Source organism: Streptomyces sp. NPDC058758 (assembly GCF_042746075.1).
Taxonomy (GTDB): Bacteria; Actinomycetota; Actinomycetes; order Streptomycetales; family Streptomycetaceae; genus Streptomyces.
The window spans coordinates 1-19,666 of the sequence record NZ_JBHYPS010000044.1 but is presented as its reverse complement, the minus strand read 5'-3'; the positions used below and the strand labels follow the sequence as shown (position 1 = coordinate 19,666).

Sequence of the window (19,666 nt, the reverse complement as noted above, 5' to 3'; positions counted from 1 at the left end):
TCAACCCCCCCACCCGCAACTCATTCTTGTACGGGGGTGGGGTGGTTTTTTTTTTTTTTTATCCACCCGGGCCCCCCCGGGGGGGGGGGGGGGGCCCCCCCCCCCCCCGCCCGCATGACTCCCGAGGTGTCCCGAGGGTTGTAAGGCGGCCTGAAGTCGTCCGGAATGTGTCAGGTCCGGGAGCCCCGGACGGGGGGCCGGGGCCGGGGCCGGGCCTCAGAAGACCAGGAGGTTCCGGTCGTCCAGGGCGGGCGGGGTGGAGAGCTGCTTCCGGCCGCCGAGGTACATGGTCGCCGAGGCGTTGGCGCTGCCGTAGAAGTGCAGGGTCCAGCCGAGGTGGGCCTGGTCGTAGCCGATCAGGTCGAAGCGCTCGTCGCGGTCCGCGTTGCCGACGCCGACGATCTCCTCGAACCGCTGCCAGCCGCCGCCGACCTGCCGGCGGGCGGTGAGCGTGCCGTCGCCCTTGGCCGAGTACGACCAGAGGACGCCGGTCCGGTCCCGGGCGACGAGGCCGCGGCCGTTGTGCAGGCTGACGAGCTTGTCGTAGGTCTGCCAGCCGCCGCCGATCTTCTTGCGGGTGGCGAAGGGCCGGGTGGTGCTGCCGGTGGCGGGGTAGAGCCAGAGGACGCCGGTCTTGTCGGCGGCGAGGAGGTCGGCGCGGCCGTCGCCCGTCACGTCGGTGCCGCCGGCGAGCTTGTCGTAGATCTGCCAGCCGCCGCCGACCTGGGTCCGCCGGGCGAGGCCGGTGTCCGTGCCCTGGTAGAACCAGAGGACGCCGGTGCGGTCGCGGCCGAGGACGTCGGCGTGGGTGGTCCCCGCCACGTCGCCGGTGGCGACCAGCCGGTCGTAGATCTGCCAGCCGCCGCCGTGGTCCTTCGCGGGCGCGGAATGGCCGTTGTCGGTGAGGCTGCGGACGTCGTACGAGACGAGCCGGCCCGCACCGGTGCGCGTCAGCAGGTCGGGGGAGAAGCTGTTGGAGTAGGCGTGCGGGCCGTGGCCGCTGTCCATGACGAAGGAGCCGGACCGGGTCACGTCGGGTCCGATGCGGTTGGCGGGGCTGGCGGTCAGCGTCCACGTGTACGCGCCGTTGGTGGCGCCGTCGCGGCCCAGCACGCCGTCCCAGAAGACGGTGTAGACCCCGTCCCCGTCGTCGTCCCGGGCCGGGACCCAGGCGGTGGCGCCGGTCGCCTTCTCGGTGAACCTGACGTCCACGTCCGCGTTCTTCTGGTTGAGGCTCCAGGCCATGTCCGGCACGCCGGTGCGGCGGCGCAGGTCGATGGTCCCGGTGACCTTCTCCTCCGTCAGCGCCAGCGCCGTGGACTCGCCGGTGTCCGCCACGATCGTGGCCGCCGGCAGGCCGTCGGCGCCCGGGGCGATCCGGTAGACGCCCTCGCCGTGCTCGACGGTCCCGCCCTGGACCAGTAGCCCGCCGTCCGCCTCCGTGTACGCGGTCACCGTGGTGTCCAGGAGCTTGACGGTGGTCGTGTTCCCGGCGGTGAGCGAACGGGCCGTCAGCGCGTAGTGGTCGTACGGCGTGGTGGCGGTCGATCCGCCGGGCAGGCTGTACGTGACCCAGTCGCCCATCAGGTCGACGCGGAGCCCGTCCCGCCAGCCTGCGGACGTCCGGACGGTGCCGGTGGCGCCCCGGCGGGCCGTCACCACGTACCCCCCCTCCACCCAGGCCACGTGCGTGGCGGAGGCGCTGATGGAGCCGGTGTTGGCGGGCACGACGCGGCTGTCCACGAGCTTCCCGGCCGTCAGGTCGACGACGCCGAGACGGGTCTGGGACACCCCGCCGACCGTACCGGTGTGGAGGAGGGCGAGGACGCCGGGCGAGGACAGGCTGTGGCGGACGACCTTGGTGTCGGCGGGCAGGCCGGTGACCGTGCGGTCGGCGACCTCGGCGCCCTCCTGGGAGACCAGGTGCAGGGTGGCGTGGCCCGAGGTGTTCGAGGTCCGGAAGACGAGGGTCCGTCCGGCGGGTCCGAGGAACTGCGCGGACGAGCCGAGGAACGCGGTGTCGATCTCGACGGGCGCTGCTCCCGTGGCCATGTCGTGCACCGCGTAGCGGTCCGTCCCGGCCTGCCGCACGATCACGTCGCTCTGCGCGGAGCCGTGGTACTCGCCGCGGGGCAGCGTGACGGTGGCGCCGTCCGCGTACCGCGTCCAGAAGAACTGGTCGGCCGCCGTCTTCGAACGGGTCAGGAAGCCGGAGGGACCGCTGCTGCGGAGGAGGCCCGCGCGGATGCCTATCGAGTCCTGCTCCGCCTCTCCGGCGGCGGCGGGGGCCGTGACGGCGAGGGCGGGAGCGGACGAGGGGGCGGCGAGGGCGGGGGCCGCGGCGGCACCTGCGGTCACGGCGAACGCGACGGCGACGGCCGTCGCGAGACGGTGCCGGTACGAGGGAGTGCGGTTCAACGGGCAGGCCCTTCGGTGGAGTCGGCTGGTTCACGAGGAGACGGAGGGCGCGGTGCGGAAGCGCCGCTCCCTCCGTCAGACTCCCGAGGGCAATGTGGGGTTGTATGGCGGTTCACACTTTTTGTTCCGCCGCCTGGGGCGTCCCGTCAGAAGAAGGCCGTGAAGCGGGTGGGGTCGAGGTCCACGGCGAGGGCGCGGCCGGGGCCGAAGGGGCGGGTGGTGCTGTAGAGGCCGGTGTAGGCGACGAGGCCGGCCGGGCCCACCGCGTACACGTCGGCCGCGCCGCCGTCGTTCGTGCCGGCGGGGACGAGGTGGGTGTACTTCTGCCAGCCGCCGCCGACCTGGCGGCGGGCGGTGAAGGTGCCGTCGCCCTTGCCGAGGTAGAGCCAGAGGACGCCGGAGGCGTCGCGCGCGAGGAGGTCGCCGCCGAGGGCGCCGGCGAGGTTCCCGGGCGCGGACAGGAGGTTGTAGACCTGCCAGCCGCCGCCCACGCGCACGCGGGACTTGAAGGGGCGGGTGGCGTCGCCGGTCGAGGCGTAGAACCACAGGACGCCGGAGGTGTCGGTGGCGAGGAGGTCGCCGCGCCCGTCGTTGTTCAGGTCGGAGCCTCCGACGAGCTTGTTGTAGACCTGCCAGCCGCCGCCGACCTTCGTGCGGGGCAGCAGCTTCTGCCCCTCGCTCCGGTGCAGCCACAGCACGCCGTCGCGGTCCCGGCCGACGACGGTGCGGTCCGAGGGCGAGGCCATCAGCGTGTACGTGTTCCAGCCGGTGCCCAGGGGCGTCGAGACCGGCTTGCCCGTGGCCAGGCGGCCCAGCTGCTTGGCCTCGTACGCGGACAGCAGGCCGTCCTTGTCGCGGGCGAGGACGTCGGGAAAGCCGTTGGCGTCGAAGTCGCGTGCCGTCGCGGGACGGTTGAGCGTGAGGGTGCCGGTCCGCTCGACGACGGGGCCGACGTTGGTCGTCTCCGTGGCCGTCATCTTCCAGGTGTACTCACCGCTGTAGTCGCCCGCGCCGAAGTACCCGCCGTCGCTGTTCCACGTGAAACGGTACCGGGGCCCCGGGGAGTGGGTGCTGTACGTGAGGGTCCGCTGCCGCCCGGTGGCGGTGTGGGTCAGGGTGAGCCGGGGCGCCACCGGCAGGTTGAAGTCCCAGGCGAAGGTGGCCCGGTCGTCCTCGTCGTCGAAGGTGACGGTCGTCGGCGTGTCCTCGTGCGTCATGACGAGGTCCGGGAGGCGCCCGGCGTCCGCCACGAGCCGCGCGGCGGGCGTGCCGTCCGCGCCGACGGTGACCCGGTAGACGCCCTGCACCCGGTCGAGGGTGCCCTGCGCGAGGAACGCGCCGCCGGCCCCGGGCCGTACGTCGCGGACGGTGTCGAGGATCCGGGCCTTCCGGCCATCGGCCAGGGAGCGGAGCACGAGCGGCCCGACGCCGCTCCCGACCGCCAGCCAGTCCTCCGAGAGGGCCACCGGCCGGCCGCCGCCGAACCCGTCCAGGACCTGGACCCCGCCGGTCGCCCGGTCGAAGAGGTGGAACGATCCGCCGTCGTCGGCGGGCGTGTAGTCGTACCAGGTCATGTGCGTCGGCGACCCGGCGACGGACTCGAACCCCAGGACGCTGTTGCGGGCCGTGACGGTCTTGACCACGGAGGCCGTGGTCGCGTCCACCAGGGCGAGCCGGTCCGTGCCGTCGTCCGCCGACACGGTCAGCGCCCCCGGCGCGGTGCCGCGCAGGCTCGGCGTACCCGGCGGCAGACCGGTCACCGTGCGGCGGACGACCCCGTCCCCCGCCTTGCCCACCAGGTGGATCCCCTGGGCGTCCTGCATCACGAGCTCCGTGCCCACGACGCCCACGAGCCTGCCCGAAGCGGTGAGGACCACGGGCGCGGCGTCCGAGCCCATGTCGCGCAGGGTGTACGTGCCGTCGCCCGCGTCCTGCACGACCGTGTCGGTCCCGTCGGCGCCGAGGTACCGGGCGCCGGGCAGCGGGGTGACCGTGCCGTCGTACCGCGTCCAGAAGTACGGTGCGGAGGACGTGCCCGCCTTCGCGAGGAAGCCGGTCGCACCGGCGGTGAGCAGCACGCCGTCCTTCGGGAAGGGCGCGACGTCCTGGGCGGCCGCCGAGATCCCGGCGACCGGCGCGGCGGGCGCGGCGAGGGCCGCCGGGGCGGCCAGCAGGGTCCCGGTCACGGCCGTCGCGGTGAGGACGGCCGCGGTCAGCCGGCGTCGTGACATGCGGTGGTTCACATCGGCCCTTTCGGAGGCGTGCGAGGCGTGCGAGGCGTGTGGGGCGTGCGGGTCAGAAGAAGGTCTTGAAGCGGGTGGCGTCGGCGCGCAGGAGCGTGGCCCGCGGAGCGCCGAAGGGGCGGGTGGTGCTGTCGAGGCCGGGGTAGAGCGCGGAGCCGGAGGTGCCGACCGCGTACAGGTCGGCCGTGCCGCCCTCGTTCGTGCCGGCGGGGACGAGGTGGGTGTACTTCTGCCAGCCGCCGCCGACCTGGCGGCGGGCGGTGAAGGTGCCGTCGCCCTTGCCGAGGTACATCCACAGCACCCCGTCCTTGTCGCGGGCGAGGAGGTCGCCGCCGGAGGCCCCGGCGAGGTTCCCGGGCGCGACGAGGAGGTTGTAGACCTGCCAGCCGCCGCCCACGCGCACGCGGGGCTTGAAGGGTCGGGTGGCGTCGCCGGTCGAGGCGTAGAACCACAGCACGCCGGAGGTGTCGGTGGCGAGGAGGTCGCCGCGCCCGTCGTTGTTCAGGTCGGAGCCTCCGACGAGCTTGTTGTAGACCTGCCAGCCGCCGCCGACCTTCGTGCGGGGCAGCAGCTTCTGCTTCTCGTTCCGGTGCAGCCACAGCACGCCGTCGCGGTCCCGGCCGACGACGGTGCGGTCCGAGGGCGAGGCCATCAGCGTGTACGTGTTCCACCCGGTGCCCAGCACCGTGGGCTGCACGTCCGGCACCCACGGCGGGCAGCCGTCGTCCCAGCAGTCCTGTTCGGCGCTCATGGCGCGCACCTGGTCGAACTCGTACGCGGTGAGGTTTCCGGCGCTGTCGCGGACGAGCGCGTCGGGGCCGGCGTTGTCGTTGAAGTCGCGCGGCACGGTGCCGCGCTGCACGGTGGTGGTGCCGGTCCTCACCACGTCGGGGCCGAGGCCGTTGTTCGGCCGGGCGGTCAGCTTCCACGTGTAGGCGCCGTTGAAGGCACGGAACCGACGGTCCAGTTCGCCGTTCCAGCGGATGTAGTCGTTCATGTTGTCGTGGAGGGTCACCGTGCGGCCGGAGGCCGTGTGGGTCAGCTCCAGATCCAGCGTCACACCGAGGTGGTTGAACTCCCAGGTGATGAGCGGGTCGGTGCCGTCGAAGCGGTAGACGTCCTGGATGTTCAGCTTCCGCAGGACGAGCTCCAGCGGGTCGTCGCCGTCCCCGATCATCGTGGCCGCCGGAGCGCCGTTCGCGTCGAGCGCCAGCCGGAAGAGGCCCCGGCCCTCTTCGAAGGTGCCGCCGCGCAGCAGCGTGCCGCCGCTGTCGTGGACCACCTGCTCCACCTCGTCGAGCAGGGCGAACTGCCGCCCGTCGAAGAGGGACTTCAGGACGACCGGACGGTTCGGGTAGGTGACGCCCCCGACCGTGCGGGTCTCCGTGATCGCCAGCCAGTCGCCGCCCAGGGCGAGTCCGGCCGGGTAGGGGAAGGTCTGGCTCCGCCCGGTCCTCCGGTCGACGACCCGGGTCGTGGTGGAGGACGGATGCCAGGCCAGACGCTCGGGCGTGACCTGCACGAAGCCGGCGCCGACGTCGATGGCGTACGACTCGGTGACGGCGGCCGTGGCGACGTCGACCAGGGAGATCCGCTTGGCGTCCTCCGCCCAGGTCTCCACCGCGACCGTCCCGGGCAGGCCGTCGAAGGCCTCCAGGGCCTTCCCGGTCAGCCCGGTCACCCCCCGGTCCACGGTCGCGCCGCCGGGCGTGCGGCTGACGAGACGGACCTTCCCCGCCGCGTCCAGCATGACGAGGGTCGAGCCGTTGACCGTGCTCAGCTTGTGGGGGCTGTCGATGACGACCGGATCGCCGCCCTTGGCGAGGTCGTACAGGAAGTGGCGGGTGCCCTCGCTGCGCACCATGAGGTCGGTGCCCTGGGAGCCCCGGAACCGGGAGGTCGCGCTCCCGACGAACTCGGTGGTGGCGCCGTCGGCGTACCGCCTCCAGACGGACTTCCTCGGCCCGTTGACCCCCGTCCACGGGGACGTGAGGATCCCGGTGGGCCCCGCGCCGAGGACGAACTCGTTCGACGGGAACGGGAAGGTCGACTCCGCGGCGGCGGCCGTCCGCACCGCGCTCGTGACGGGCGCGGCCGGCGCGGCGCCGGCCGGACCGGCGAGCGTGCCGACGGCCGTGGCGGCCAGGACGAGGGCGACGGCGGCGGCCGGCCGGGGCCGGGGGGTGCGGGCGCGTGACACGGCGGATGCCTCCTGGAGCGGGACCTGCGGCGTCACGGAGAACGTGACCTCCACAAGACCCCTGGGATGAACGGATGGTTGTACGGACGGCGATCAGAGGACCGGGTCGAACGCGGTGCCCTCGTCCGGGTACAGCTCGGCGGCCAGACGGGTGAAGGGGCGGGTGGCGGAGCCGGTCGTCCCGTACACGACGGTGCCGTCCGCGCCGTGGGCGACGAGGTCGGGACGGCCGTCGTTGTCGAGGTCGCCCGCGCCGACGAGGTGCGCGTAGACCTGCCAGCCGCCGCCGACCCGGACGCGTCCGGCGAAGCCGCCGCGGCCGTTCCCCTGGTAGAGCCAGAGGACGCCGGAGCGGTCGCGGGCGACGAGGTCGCCGGCGGCGGTGCCCGCGATGTTCCCGACGGCGGTGAGCCGGTCGTAGACCTGCCAGCCGCCGCCGACCCTCACCCGGGCCGCGAAGGGCCGGGCCGCGTCGCCGGTGCCCCGGTAGAACCACAGCGTGCCGGTCCCGTCCGAGGCGACGAGGTCCGGGCGGCCGTCGCCGTTCAGGTCCGAGCCGCCGGTGAGCCGGTCGTAGACCTGCCAGCCGCCGCCGACCCTGCGGCGGGCGGTGAAGGTGCCGTCGCCCTTGCCGAGGTAGTGCCACAGGAGACCGGAGCCGTCGACCCCGACCAGGTCGCCGTGGGCGGCCCCGGCGATGTTCCCGACGGCCTCGATCCGCTCGTACGTGTTCCACCCGGCGCCCACCCTCGTCCGCCGGGCCACCGCCAGGTGGGCGTCCACCGGCCAGTCGAAGAGGTCGTCGCGCCACAGCACGCCCGAGGCGTCCCGGGCCAGCAGGTCCGTCGAGCCGTTGTCGTTGAAATCGTGCGGGTTGCGGTCCCGGCGGACCGTGAACGAGCCCGAGGCGGTCGCCGGGGCGGCGACCCCGTCGAACGGCCGGGCCGTGACCTCCCACCGGTAGGCGCCGTTCGGGGCGGGGACCCCGTCCACGAGCCCGTCCCAGTCGAGGACGTACGGGGCGGAGCTCTCGTACCCCGTCCGGGCGGCGTACGTCCGCAGCGTGGCGCCGGTGGCCGCGTGGGTGAGCCTCACCTCGACGTGGGCCCACGCCTGGTTCAGCACCCAGTCCATCCGGTAGGGCCTGGCCCGGGCCTGCATGTCGACCACGGCCGGCACGTGCGAGGCGACGATCCTCATCGTCACGTCCCGGCCGGTGTCCGCCACCAGCGAGACCACCGGGCGCCCGGCGCCCGCCGAGATCCGGAACAGCCCGTCGTGCTCGGGGGACCTGCCCCGCACGAGCAGGCTCCCGTCGGGGGCGTGCGCCACGCTCGTGTAGTCCTCCAGGAGCTTGTACGACGTGCCCCCGTCGCCGTCGAGGTCCCGCCCGTACAGCGGGAACAGCTCGTCCGGCGGCGCCTCGACGGTGCGCACCTCGCTGTGCGCGAGGGTGTTCCCGACGATCCCCGCGAGGTACGGGGCGCCCAGTCCGGAGCCGAACACGACGTGGCGCTCGCCCTCGGCCGAGGCCACGGTGATGCCGGCGGCGGCCGGCTCCTGCCAGGTCCACGCACGGTGGTCGGCGGTCAGCGCGCCCCTCAGCGGAGACGCCCACCGGCCGGTGTCGCCCAGGTCCCGGGCGGCCTCCCCGTCCACGGCCGTGTCCTCGCCGAGGGTCACGACGGACTGCCAGTACGCCCGGGGGCTCAGGTTCTCGGTCACCTGGTTCGTGCCCAGGAACAGCACCCGGTCGCCGGAGGAGGCCGCCACGACGAAGCCGATCGCCCGGGGGCGCGAGGACCGCTTCGTCTTCCGCACCCCGCCGCCGGGGGCCTCGTACAGCTCGTACAGGTCGGAGAAGCCCCCCGGCGTCGGCACGGTGACGAACAGGTGCGCGCCGACGGCCCCGATCAGCTGGGCACCCGGTTTGAACTCCGCTGCCAGGTCGTACGTCGCGGAGCGGGTGGCGCCCGGCCGCATGTCGCGGACGGTCACCCCGGCCGGGCCGCTCACCACGGCGTGGTCCGAGCCGCTGTCGTACCCGGCGGTCGCCCCGGACAGGACCGTGACCGACCCGTCCGCGAAGGTCCGCCACTCCAGCACCGTCTTCCCGGCCGCGTCCTCGCGGCTGGTCAGGTAGCCGGTCGCGCCGGCGCTGACGACCTGGGCGCCCACGGGCAGGGCCGCCGCCTCGGCGGCGGCCGGGCGGGCGGCCCCGGCCCCGGCGGCACCGGCCGCCGGGACGGCGGTGACGAGGGTTCCCGTCACCGCCGTCGCGGTGGAGAGGGCGAGGAGCAGGGCCGCCAGACGGCGGGGGGAGTGGCGTCCGTTCATGTGCTTCGCCCTTCTGCGGGAGGAGAGGTGCGGTCAGCCGAACAGGTCGTACGAGCCCGAGGAGAAGAGGGAGGTGGCGATGCGGGCCCGCTCGAACGGGGTGGTGCGACCGCCGGTGCCCCGGAAGAGGTACGTCCTGCCGGTGGCGGCCTCGACGGCGAGCAGGTCGTTGCGGCCGTCGGCGTCGTAGTCGCCGGCGCCGAGGAACTTGCTGTAGCGGCCGAAGCCCTCGCGCAGGCGGGTGGGCGCGGTGAAGGTGCCGTCGCCCTTGCCGAGGAACATCCACGTGACGCCGTCCGCGTCCCGGGTGACGAGGTCGCCGTGGGCGGCGCCCGCGATGTTGCCGGTGGCGGTGAGCTGGTCGTAGCCGCCCCAGCCGGAGGAGACCTTCTTCCGGGCGTCGAAGGGCTTGGTGGCGCTGCCGGTGGCCTTGTACAGCCACAGGTCGCCCGCCTTGTCGACGGCCACGACGTCGGGGCGGCCGTCGCCGGTGAAGTCGGAGCCGCCGGTGATCCTCTCGTACGTCTGCCAGCCGCCGCCGACCTGGACGCGGCGGGCGAAGCCGCCGTTGCCGTCGCCCTGGTAGAGCCAGAGGACGCCGGCCGCGTCGCGGGCGATCACGTCGGCGTGGACGGAGCCGGCGACGTCGCCGACGGTCTCGATGCGGTCGTAGATCTGCCAGCCGCCGCCGATCGTGGTCTCCGGGACCTCGGTCTCGCTCCAGGGGCTCCTGCGGACCGAGGTGTCGGACCGCAGGACGCCGGAGGCGTCGCGGGCGAGGACGTCGGGCGAGCCGTTGTCGTCGAAGTCGTGCTGCTTGGGGCTGCGGACGAGGGTGAAGGTGCCTGACCTCTTCAGGGCGGGGCCGAGACCGGACAGGGGTTCGGCGGTGAACTCCCAGGTGTAGTCGCCGTTGTAGGCGGCGCCGGTGTGGACGGAGCCGAGCTCGTTCTCGGTGCCGAACGTCCCCCTCCACTCGGAGGAGGGGCCCATGGAGAAGCCGTCGGAGTAGTCGCTGATGTTCCCGTCCATGCTCCGGCCTCCCCTGTAGCCGTTGGACGTCCAGTCGTAGGTCTTGCCGGTGCGGACGTGCCGCAGCCGCACCGTGGCCTTGGTGTCCCAGTGGTTCACGGACCACCACAGCCAGGCGTACCTCCGCTGGTCCAGATCGAGCAGCTCGGGGATCGGGGATTCGCGCAGCTGCGCGGTCTCGGTCGGCGAGCCGTTGCTCGCGACGAGGGTGACGGCGGGCCTGCCGTCCGCGCCGCGCTCGATCCGGTGGACGCCCTCGCCCTTCCCCAGCCGGCCGCCGCTGGCCAGGACGCCGCCGCCGGTGTCCCGGGTCATCGTCTGGAAGTGGTCGAGCAGCTTGACCGGCGCGGAGCCGTCCGCGAGGTTCCGGGCGCGCAGGCCGTAGCCGGGCGTCAGGTCCCGGCCCTCCCGCAGGGGCAGCCCGTCGAGGAGCCAGTCGCCCATGAGCTGCACCTCGGCGGTGCGGGGCATCCGGCCGAGGTCGACGGTCTTCCGCCCGGCGGTCTTCCGGTCGACGAGGACGGCCCGCGCCGTGCCGGTCGCGGCGTCCCGCTCCGCCCAGGCGACCCGGGTGTCCGAGAAGGTGAACGAGGAGGCCGACGCCGGGACCGCGTAGTCCTCGGTGACCTTCCCCGCCGCGAGGTCCACCAGGCCCTGGTGCCGCTCGCCGTCCGCGCCGGTGAAGGCGACGACGCCGTACGCCGCGGTGCCGGGCCGGACCGAGAGGTCCTTCGCCCCGGCGGGCAGGCCGGTGACCTGCCGGCTGCCCTCGGCGGTGTGGGCCCACAGCGTGGGGCCGGAGGCGGTGGCGAGCGCGGTGAAGACGTAGGGGCCGGCGATGCCGATCGCCAGGGTGTTGCCGTCGGGGAGCTGGTAGCGGGCCCCGGTCGCCATGTCGACCACGGTGTCGGTCACGTCGTCGACGAACTGGTTGCCGCCGACCACCGAGACCGACTTCGTGTAGCGGCTCAGGCTGTAGGAGCGGCCGTCCTTGTAGCTCGTCCACGCGCGCACGCCCTCGTTGAACCAGAGGCTGTCGAAGAACCCGGCGGTGCCGGCCTCGTCGACCACGTAGTTCAGGGCCACGCGGGTGACGGCCTCCTGCGTCCCCGCGGCGGTCGCCTCGTCCGAGGCGGCGGCCGGGACGGTCAGGGCTCCGGCGCCGAGGGTGACGGCGAGGACGGTGGCCGCGGCGGCCGCGGCGCGGCGGGTGAGGCGTACGGGAAGCACGGGCTCTCCAAACGGGGACGGGCCGGTCCGCAAAGGCGTGCGGACCGACCCGTATGACCACCGATCAGGAGAAAAGGTTGTACGACCCGCCCTTGAGGAGGGGCGTGGCGGAGCGGGTCAGGTGGAGCGGGGTGTACCGCTCTCCCGTCCCCCGGAAGACGTACGTGGTCCTGGTGGCCGGGTCGACGGCGAGCAGGTCGTTCTTGCCGTCGCGGTCGTAGTCACCGGCGCCGATCAGCTCGGAGTAGCGGCCGAAGCCGCCGCCGATGCGGGTGCGGGCGGTGAAGGTGCCGTCGCCCTTGCCGAGGTACATCCACAGGACGCCGTCCTTGTCGCGGGCGAGGAGGTCGCCCGCGGACGCGCCCGCGATGTTCCCGGTGGCGGTGAGCTGGTCGTAGACCCCCCAGCCGCCGCCGATCCGCTGCCGGGCGGCGAAGGGGGCGCCGGCGTTCCCGGTGGACCGGTACAGCCACAGGACGCCCGCCTTGTCGGCGGCGACCAGGTCGGGGCGGCCGTCGCCGGTGAAGTCGGAGCCGCCGGCGATCCTCTCGTACGTCTGCCAGCCGCCGCCGACCTTCACGCGGCCCGCGAAGCCGTTGCGGCCGTCGCCCTGGTAGAGGTACAGCGTGCCGGAGGGCGTACGGGCGACGAGGTCGGCGAAGCCGGTGCCGGCGATGTTCCCGGTGGCCTCGATCCGGTCGTAGACCTGCCAGCCGCCGCCGATGTAACCGGAGTCGTGGGTGCGCAGCACGCCGGAGGCGTCGCGGGCGAGCACGTCGGGCGAGCCGTTGTCGTCGAAGTCGTGCGGCTTCTGCGCGCGGGTGACGGTGAGGGCGCCGGACCGTTTGACCGGCGCGCCGAAGCCGCCGCCGGACTCGGCGACCGACTCCCAGGTGTAGGCGCCGTTGAAGGCGGCCATCGACCCCTTCGGGTCGGAGGCGTTGCCGTCGTTGAAGGTACCGTCCCAGCCCCAGCCCAGGGGGATGCCGTCGGGGTAGTAGCCGTCGTCCCCGGCGCCGACGTAGCCGTTCTCGACGTGGGTGTAGGTCTTGCCGGTCCGCACGTGCGTGAGGGTGTAGCGGTACTTCACGCCCTTGTGGTTGAAGAACTGCTCGAAGGGGACGAAGCGCTTCGCGTCGAAGTCGGCCGTCGTGGGAGGCAGACGGGGCGTGCCGACCTCCGCCAGCTCGGCGGGGTAGCCGCCGTCGGCGAGGAAGGAGGCGGTGGGCGTCCCGTCCGCGCCGGCCGAGACGCGGAACACGCCGTCGCCGGTGCCGATCTCTCCGCCGCTGACCAGCAGGTCGCCGTCGGGGGCGGCGGCGACGGCCCGCACGTGGTCGAGCAGCCGGGTCGTGGCGCCGGTCTTCAGGTCCACGACGGTCAGCCGGTTCAGCGGCGACGGGCTGAGCGCCTGGGTGCCGTCCGGGGCGGCGTGGACGAGCCGGTCGCCGAGGAAGGCGACGTGGGCGTCCCGGGCCGCCTCGACGACCTGCTTCTCGGCCGTGCCGCGGGTGTGCACGACGACGGTGGACCTCCCGGTCGCGGGGTCGTACTCGTTCCACGCGATGCGGGTGTCCGAGAGGGCCGCTTCGAAGCGCCACTCGGCGGTGAGCGGCGCCGCGTAGTCCTCCGCGACGGCCGCCGTGGCGAGGTCGACGGTGCCCCGGTGCTCGACGCCGTCGGGACCCCGGTAGCGGAGCAGCGCGTGGGTGGCGGTGCCCTGTCGGACCTGCATGTACGTGGAGCCCGCCGGGATGCCCGTGACGGGGCGGCTGCCGTGCTCGGCGTCGTGCATCCGCAGCTTGCCGGTCGGGCCCCAGGACGTGAAGAAGACCGCGCCGCCGGCGAGCCCGGCGCACTGCTCGCCGCGCTCCATGGGCGCGGTCAGGACGGTGGCGCCCGTGGTCATGTTCCGCACCGTGGCGACGGACCGGCACAGCAGGGTGTCGTCGCCGACGACGTGGTTCTCGCCCACGTACTCGTACGTGGCCTCCTCGATCGGGGTGCGCTCCCCGGTGCCGTACCGCACCCAGAACTGCTCGCCCCCGGTGTAGCGGTTCATCGAGACGAGGAAGCCCGTCGACCCGGCGGCGACGACCGCCGCCTGCGGCCCGACCCGGAGGGGCGCGGGGGAGTCGGCGGCGCCCGCCGGCGGGGCGGCGAGGACGCCGGCGCCGAGGGTCGCGGCGAGGACGGCGGCGACGGAGGCGCCGAGGCGGCGAGCGGTGGAGCGGTCGGGCATGCGGGTTCCCCTGTCCGGGACGGGCGGTGCGCCCGGCGGGGCGCACCGCCCTCGTGGGCTGGTGGTCAGGCGAGGCGGTCGTACGCGCCGCCGGCGAAGGCCGTGTTCGCCTTGCGGACCTTGAAGGGCTTGGTGCGGTCGCCGGTGCCGCCGTAGAGGTACGTCTTCTCCTCCCGGGCGTTGTACGCGAACAGGTCGGCCTTCCCGTCGTTGTCGGCGTCGCCGCCGCCGATCAGCTCGGTGTAGGCGTTCCAGCCGCCGCCGATCCGGGTGCGGGCGGTGAAGGTGCCGTCGCCCTTGCCGAGGTAGAGCCAGAGGACGCCGTCCTTGTCGCGGGCGACGAGGTCGCCGGCGCCGGCGCCGGCGATGTTCCCGGTGGCGGTGAGCTGGTTGTAGACGCCCCAGCCCGCGCCGACCTTCTTGCGGGCGGCGAAGGGCGCCTCGACGTTCCCGGTGGACCGGTAGAGCCACAGGACGCCGGTCCTGTCGGCGGCGAGGAGGTCGGGCCGCCCGTCGCCGGTGAGGTCGGAGCCGCCTGCGATCTGGTCGTAGACCTGCCAGCCGCCGCCGATCCGGGAGCGGTCGTAGAAGCGCCCGTAGCCGTTGCTCTCGTAGAACCACAGGACGCCGGACCGGTCGCGGGCGACGATGTCGGACCGCTGGGAACGGGCGATGTCGCCGGTGGCCTCGATCCGGTCGTACGCCTGCCAGCCGCCGCCGACCCGTGCCCGCCGCGCGTCCAGCTCGCCCTGCGACGTCATGACCGTGCTGTCGGTCCACAGGACGCCGGAGGAGTCGCGGGCGAGCAGGTCGGGGGTGGTGTCGAAGTCGAAGCCGTGCGGCCGGTGGCCGAGCTCCAGGGTGCGCTGGCCCTTCACCTCCACCGCCGGACCGATGCCGTTCAGCGGGGTGAAGGTGAAGGAGATCCGGTAGGCGCCGCTGGGGGCGCCGGAGTGCCGGGGCGCGCCGTTCTCCGTGGAGCCGAGGTAGTGCTCCCAGTCGAAGCGGATGTTCCGCTCCGTGGAGGTCCAGCTGCGGGTGAGCGTCCCGCCGTCCTGGTGCCGGAAGACGGCGTCGACCCGCACGCCGCCCCGGTTCAGCGCGAAGTCGAAGCGGGTGGGGGCGAGGACGCCGTTCACCGGCCGGATCGTCTTCCCGTCGTCCGGGAGCTCCGTGGAGACGGGGCGCAGGGCGGTGGACTGGCCGGTGGTCGCCTCCTCCACGGCCGTCGGCACGCCGTCCGCGCCGGCGGTGATCCGGTAGACGCCCTCGCCGTTCTCCCCGGCGGCGACGCTGCCGCCCCACACGGTCTGGCCGCCCGCGGGGCTGTCGGCGGACCGGACGGTGTGGTCCAGCAGCTCGAACGACTCGCCGGCACCGGTCAGGTGGCGGGCCGTCAGGGGCCGCGCCGGGGACGGCGCGGTCGCGGCGAGTCCGCCGGGCCGGCTGTACGTCAGCCAGTCGCCGACCAGGCCGAGGTCGTAGTCCTGGCCGGGCGCCGGGGGGAGCGGCAGCACGGTGTCGCCGCCGCCGGAGCGGTCGCGGACGACCGCACGGGGGGCGGCGCCCCCCGGGTACTCGGTCCAGGCGATCCGCCGGTCGGAGAAGGTGACGGACGTCAGGTCCGCCGCCGCCGGGACGGCGTAGGTCTCCACGGCCTTCGCGGCGGCCAGGTCGACGACGACCCAGAGGGCCGCGCCCTCCGCGTCCTCGGTGAGGATCAGGGCGTGCGTGTCGGTGGCGGACGCCAGGGCGGGGGACGCGTCCTCGCCGGGCATGCCGTCGACCACCCGGCTGCCCTCCGCCACGGTGTGCAGCTTCAGGACGGGCCGCGGGCCGGTGGTGGAGACGGCGAGCAGGCCGCCGCCCGCGAGCCCGAGCTCCCGGAGGACGTAGGTGTCCTCGTCGACCGGCAGGGCGTACGAGCCTCCCCGCGCCCCGTCGAAGACGGTGACGGACTGCTCGAAGGGGCTGATCACGGCTCCGGTGTCGCCGGTGGCCACGACCCGGTCCTCGGCGCTGATCATGTCGAGCTCGATCGTCGTGCCGTCCGCGTACCGCGTGTAGGTCAGCCGCCCGTAGGTGGGGTCCTGGTGGTCGTACCGGTTCCCGTCCATGGTGAAGACGCCGTGCTTCCCGCCGCCGAGCAGCTTGTGGAAGGCGGGCACCACGCCGAGTCCGTCGGCCGTCGGAGCGGCCTGCGGGGCGGCGCTCACGGCGGCGCCCGCCGAAGGTGCGGCGAGGACGCCGGCGCCGAGGGTCGCGGCGAGGACGGCGGCGACGGAGGCGCCGAGGCGGCGGCCTCGCGCGGAGCGTACGGAAGTCACGGTGGTCCCCCTGGGGAAGCCTGGAACGGGCCGGGCGGTACGCGCATGGTGCGTACCGCCTAGGAGACTGTTGATCACGACATATGGTTGTACGGGATCTGTGGAGGATCCGGCCCGGGCGCCGGTGCCCGCTCCCGCCCTCAGGAGACGCTGGTGAACTTCGTGCCCTCGCCCGCGTACAGGTCGGTGGCCAGGCGGGTGAAGGGGCGGGTGGCGGAGCCGGTCGACCGGTAGACGTACGTGCCGTTCCCGCCGTGGGCGACGAGGTCGGGGCGGCCGTCGCTGTCGACGTCGCCCGCGCCGACGAGGTGGGAGAAGGCGCCCCAGCCGCCGCCGACCCGGACGCGCCCGGCGAAGCCGCCGCGGCCGTTGCCCTGGTGGAGCCAGAGGACGCCGTCCCTGTCGCGGGCCACGAGGTCGCCGGCGGGGGTGCCCGCGATGTTCCCGGTGGCCTCGATCCGGTCGTAGACCTGCCAGCCGCCGCCGACCCTCGCCCGGGGCGCGAAGGGGCGGGTGGCGGAGCCGGTGCCCCGGTAGAGCCAGAGGACGCCGGCCGCGTCCGCGGCGAGCAGGTCGGGGCGCCCGTCGGCGTCGAGGTCCGAACCGCCGGTCAGCCCGGTGTAGTTCTGCCAGCCGCCGCCGACCCGGGTGCGGGCGGTGAAGGTGCCGTCGCCCTTGCCGAGGTAGTGCCACAGGACGCCGGCCCCGTCGAGGGCGACCAGGTCGCCGTGGGCGGCCCCGCCGATGTTCCCGGCGGCCTCGATCCGCTGGTACGCGTTCCACCCGGAGCCGACCTTCGCCCGCTGTGCCTTCAGGACCCTGCCGTCCTGCGGCCGGTCCCGGAGGTCGTCGCGCCACAGGACGCCGGCCGCGTCGCGGGCGAGGACGTCGGTGGAGCCGTTGTCCGTGTGGTCGTGGGGGTTGGGGGTGCGGGTGAGGGTCAGCCGCCCGGTGTGGCGGGCGGGTTCGCCGGTTCCGTCGAGCGGCTCCGCCTCGGCCAGCACGGCGTACGGGCCGTTCGGCGCGTCGGCGTCGCCGATGTGCCCGTCCCAGGAGAAGGAGAAGTTCTCGTCGCCGGTGGGGGAGTGCACGTACTGCTGGTAGGTGCTGCCCGTGGCCACGTGGGTGAGGGTGACGGACATGTAGGCGTCGGGGCGCGACAGCGTCCAGCCCAGGCGCACCTCGCCGCCGGTCCTGTCGAGGTCCGCCGTCGCCGGGAGGTCGGCCGCCTCGACCGTCAGCGGGACGTCCGCCCGCCCGGCGGCGCCGGAGGTGGCCGCGGAGGCCGCCGGCGCCGTGGCGAGCGCGCCGGCGCCGAGGGCCGCGGCGGCGAGGACGGCGGTGACGGCGGTGGCGAGGCGGGCGCCGGCGGTGCGGTACTGCAAGTGAACTCCCACGGAAGACCGGGCACGGACGTGCCGTGCCCGGTCAGACTCGGCAGGAGGTCGCCTGGTTGTACGGAGGGTCCGAACTTTCGTCCGGCGCCCTTCCGTTCGACGGGCCCGGGGTCAGGCGAGGTGGTCGTACGCGTACCCCGCCTGGACGTCCGACAGGGCGCGGGCGCGGAAGGGGCTCCGCCACTCGCCGGTGCCCCGGTAGAGGTACACCCGCCTGGTGTCCGGGTGGTGGGCGAGGAGGTCGGCCCTGCCGTCGTGGTCCACGTCCCCGGCGCCGGCGATCTCGCCGTAGACCTGCCAGCCGCCGCCGATCCGCTTGCGGGCGGCGAAGGTGCCGTCGCCCTTGCCGAGGTAGAGCCAGAGGACGCCGTCCCGGTCGCGGGCGACCAGGTCCCCGCCCGCGGCGCCGCCGATGTCGCCGACCGCGGTGAGCCGGTCGTAGACCTGCCAGCCGCCGCCGATCTTCCTGCGGGCCTCGTAGGGGCGGGTGCCGGTGCCGGTGCCCTCGTAGAGGTAGAGGGTGCCGGTGGTGTCCGCGGCGACGAGGTCGGGGCGGCCGTCGCCGGTGAGGTCGCTGCCGCCGGCGATCTCGGCGTAGACCTGCCAGCCGCCGCCGATCCTCACCCGGGGGTGGAAGCCGCCGTTGCCGTCGCTCCGGTGCAGCCAGAGGACGCCGGAGGCGTCCCGCGCGACGAGGTCCGCGGTGAAGGCGTGGGAGGGGGAGTGCTTCTCCACCTCGCCGACCACCTCGATCGTGTCGTACCCCTTCCAGCCGGTGCCGGCGGACGTCCGGCTCCGGCCGTCCCCGGCGGCGTCCCGCCACAGCGCGCCCGCGGAGTCCCGGCCGAGGAGGTCGGGGAAGCCGTCGGCGTCGACGTCGTGGACGAAGGAGGAGGCGGTGCCCTGCCGGGCCAGCAGCCGGACGGTCGGCCTGCCGTCCGCGCCGAGCGCGACGCGGTGCACGCCCGCGCCGTCCCGGGCCGAGCCGCCCCGGACGACGGCCGCCGTCCCGTCGGGGGCGGGGACCAGGGACTCGACGCGGTCGAAGAGGGCGACCGTCTCGCCGGTCCCCAGGTGCCGGGCCGAGGCGCCGTACAGCAGCCAGTCGCCGAGCAGGGCGAGGGGGAGGGCGGCGTCCGCGGAGGCCACCGGGACGACGGTCCGCGCGCCGGAGGCCCGGTCGAGGACCACCACGCGGCGCGGGGCGGTGGCGGTGGCCGCCTCGCTCCAGGCCACCCGGGTCGCCGAGACGGCCTCCACGCGCGCGTACGTCTCCGTGACGGTGGCGGTGGTCAGGTCGACCAGCCCCACGCGCCGCTCGCCCCCGGCGGTCGTGTGGTCGAGCAGCCCGACCTCGGCGGTGGCCGGGCGCAGCTCCCCGTACGCGGTCCCCTCGGGCAGGTTCCCGATCGCGCGGGGCGCCGCGTCCTTCGTGTCCAGGTACACCCGGGAGTGCGCCCGCACGCCGATGGCCGCTCCGGCGGTGCCCGCGTACTCGGCGTCCGTCCAGCCGGGCACGCCCTCCATGCGGAAGGACTCCCCGGTGGCCAGGTCGGTGAGCGAGCCGTCGTACCCCTCCAGCGTCGCGGCCACTATGTCGCCGGACGTCTGGGTGCGCCACTCGAAGGAGCGGTGGTCGTCGTGGTGCTCGCCGCCCGCGTACGGGATCCAGCGGAGGATCCGCTGGTCGTCCGTGTCCGTGGGCATCGCGACGAGGTAGCCCCGCGTCCCGGCGCCGCTCAGCGAGGCGCCGGGCGGGAGCGAGCGGACCGGTCCCACGGGCGTCGAACCGGCCGTCGAACCGGCCGACGGGGCCGCCGCCGGGGCCGCGAGGGCGACGGGCGCGGCGAGCGTGCCGGCGCCCGTGGTCAGCGCCAGGACCGCCGCGACGGCGGTGGCGAGGCGGGCGGTGGCGGTGCGGTGCTGCAAGGAGTGCCCCCTCGGGAAGGGGCCGGGCACGGGCGCGCCATGCCCGGCCGGTGTGTGCCGGTCAGCCGTTCAGGTCGTGCGCCACGCCCTTGAAGAAGGAGGTGGTGTCGCGGGTCAGGTTGAGCGGGGTGTAGCGCTCTCCCGTCCCCCGGAAGACGTACGTGGTCCTGGTGGCCGGGTCGACGGCGAGCAGGTCGTTCTTCTTGTCGCCGTCGAAGTCGCCGGCGCCGACGAGTTCGGAGTAGCGGCCGAAGCCGCCGCCGATGCGGGTGCGGGCGGTGAAGGTGCCGTCGCCCTTGCCGAGGTACATC

Annotated in this window: 10 protein-coding genes; all 10 read right to left on the bottom strand. The window is 74.5% G+C overall.

Going from position 1 to position 19,666, the window contains the following annotated elements; all coding sequences use genetic code 11:
* Window positions 1-216: 216 nt before the first annotated feature.
* On the bottom strand, window positions 217-2,418 hold the full coding sequence (locus ACFW6A_RS33670; RefSeq protein WP_386645345.1) for a hypothetical protein: 2,202 nt from the start codon (window positions 2,416-2,418) through the stop codon (window positions 217-219).
* A 146-nt stretch (window positions 2,419-2,564) separates the two neighbouring features.
* The gene (locus ACFW6A_RS33665; protein ID WP_386645342.1) at window positions 2,565-4,649 is read right to left on the bottom strand and encodes a hypothetical protein; all 2,085 of its coding nucleotides are present in this window, start codon (window positions 4,647-4,649) and stop codon (window positions 2,565-2,567) included.
* Window positions 4,650-4,713: 64 nt separating this feature from the next.
* Entirely contained in the window at window positions 4,714-6,861 is a 2,148-nt protein-coding gene (locus tag ACFW6A_RS33660) for a hypothetical protein (protein WP_386645339.1), read from the bottom strand.
* A 93-nt stretch (window positions 6,862-6,954) separates the two neighbouring features.
* On the bottom strand, window positions 6,955-9,198 hold the full coding sequence (locus ACFW6A_RS33655; RefSeq protein ID WP_351856796.1) for a VCBS repeat-containing protein: 2,244 nt from the start codon (window positions 9,196-9,198) through the stop codon (window positions 6,955-6,957).
* A 33-nt stretch (window positions 9,199-9,231) separates the two neighbouring features.
* Complete coding sequence (locus ACFW6A_RS33650; protein ID WP_351856798.1) at window positions 9,232-11,460, bottom strand: VCBS repeat-containing protein; 2,229 nt, start codon at window positions 11,458-11,460, stop codon at window positions 9,232-9,234.
* 64 nt (window positions 11,461-11,524) lie between these two features.
* Window positions 11,525-13,702: an FG-GAP-like repeat-containing protein gene (locus tag ACFW6A_RS33645; RefSeq protein ID WP_386645336.1), complete on the bottom strand. Its 2,178-nt coding sequence runs from the start codon at window positions 13,700-13,702 to the stop codon at window positions 11,525-11,527.
* Between the two features lie 65 nt (window positions 13,703-13,767).
* Entirely contained in the window at window positions 13,768-16,029 is a 2,262-nt protein-coding gene (locus ACFW6A_RS33640; RefSeq protein ID WP_386645333.1) for an FG-GAP repeat domain-containing protein, read from the bottom strand.
* A 140-nt stretch (window positions 16,030-16,169) separates the two neighbouring features.
* On the bottom strand, window positions 16,170-17,414 hold the full coding sequence (locus ACFW6A_RS33635) for an FG-GAP repeat domain-containing protein (RefSeq protein ID WP_386645330.1): 1,245 nt from the start codon (window positions 17,412-17,414) through the stop codon (window positions 16,170-16,172).
* A gap of 123 nt (window positions 17,415-17,537) precedes the next feature.
* Entirely contained in the window at window positions 17,538-19,355 is a 1,818-nt protein-coding gene (locus ACFW6A_RS33630; RefSeq protein ID WP_386645327.1) for an FG-GAP repeat domain-containing protein, read from the bottom strand.
* 61 nt (window positions 19,356-19,416) lie between these two features.
* On the bottom strand, window positions 19,417-19,666 hold a 250-nt coding region (locus tag ACFW6A_RS33625), incomplete at its 5' end, for an FG-GAP repeat domain-containing protein (protein WP_386645324.1).